This is a genomic window from Neisseria maigaei, from assembly GCF_958267405.1.
GTDB lineage: Bacteria > Pseudomonadota > Gammaproteobacteria > Burkholderiales > Neisseriaceae > Neisseria > Neisseria bergeri.
Window position 1 is genome coordinate 1 of record NZ_CATQFT010000031.1, and the last position, 1,103, is coordinate 1,103.

Genomic DNA, 1,103 nt, shown 5'->3' on the forward strand with positions numbered 1-1,103 from the left:
CGGTCAGTTTTGCTTCGATTTGAGAGGCGTCCCATGCTTTAGATGTGGTGGCCGTACCGAAATGCTGTTGGACGGTTTTGCCGCCGAAGGCATTGTGCTGGAGATAGAAGAACCGTGCGGCACGTTGGATGTCTGTCATGCAATCCGGTGGGGTGCTTTGCAGACGGGAGAAGACTTCACGGCTCGTAAGCGTCCACTCGAACTGTCTGACAAACTCATCAAAATGATGCTGAACGACGCGGTATAGGTTTATAAGCTGTCCGTCGATATCGTTAAGTACCTCTACTTTGGCAGGGTTCGGACGAAGGAAAAAGAGTGCCGCTCCACCTGCAAACAGTTCTACATAACAGGAATGTTCGGGGAACATCGGGAACAGGTGTTTTGCCAGTCGGCGTTTACCGCCCATCCAAGGGACGATAGGTTGTGGTTTGGTATAGTCCATGAGTTACTCCTATATAACGGGTACTCGCGGTACTCTTATCCATATAATGAATCATAATGTGAGGCCTTTGCAAAATTCCTTTTCCTCCCGACAGCCGAAACCCAAACACAGGTTTTCGGCTGTTTTCGCCCCAAATACCTCCTAATTTTACCCAAATATCCCCTTAATCCTCCCCGGATACCTGATAATCAGGCATCCGGGCTGCCTTTTAGGAGGCAGCGGGCGCACTTAGCCTGTTGGCCGCTTTCAACAGGTTCAAACACATCGCCTTCAGATGGCTTTGCGCGCTCACTTTAATCAGTCCGAAATAGGCTGCCCGAGCATAGCGGAACTTACGGTGCAGCGTACCGAAGCTTTGTTCGACCACATAACGGGTCTTCGACAAATACCGGTTGCGTTTGGTTTGCGCCTCCGTCAGCGGACGGTTGCGGCAGGCTTTGCGCATAATACCGTCCAACAACTGATGTTCTTTCAGATGTTGCCGGTTTTCCGCACTGTCATAGCCTTTGTCGGCATAGACGGTCGTACCTTTGGGCAGACCTTCCAACAACGGCGACAGGTGTTTGCACTCATGGGTATTGGCAGGAGTGATGTGCAGTTTCTCGATATAGCCTTCCTCATCGGTACGGGTATGTTGTTTGTAACCGGGTTTGTAGAGACC

Annotated in this window: 2 protein-coding genes; both read right to left on the reverse strand. The window is 50.9% G+C overall.

Annotation, left to right across the window (positions count from 1 at the left end; all coding sequences use genetic code 11):
• Positions 1–442 (reverse strand): DNA adenine methylase (locus Q3O06_RS05420; protein ID WP_301818012.1); only part of this gene is annotated, 442 nt, incomplete at its 3' end.
• Between the two features lie 208 nt (positions 443–650).
• A partial coding sequence (locus Q3O06_RS05425; RefSeq protein ID WP_301818013.1) for an IS5 family transposase occupies positions 651–1,103 on the reverse strand: 453 nt, incomplete at its 5' end.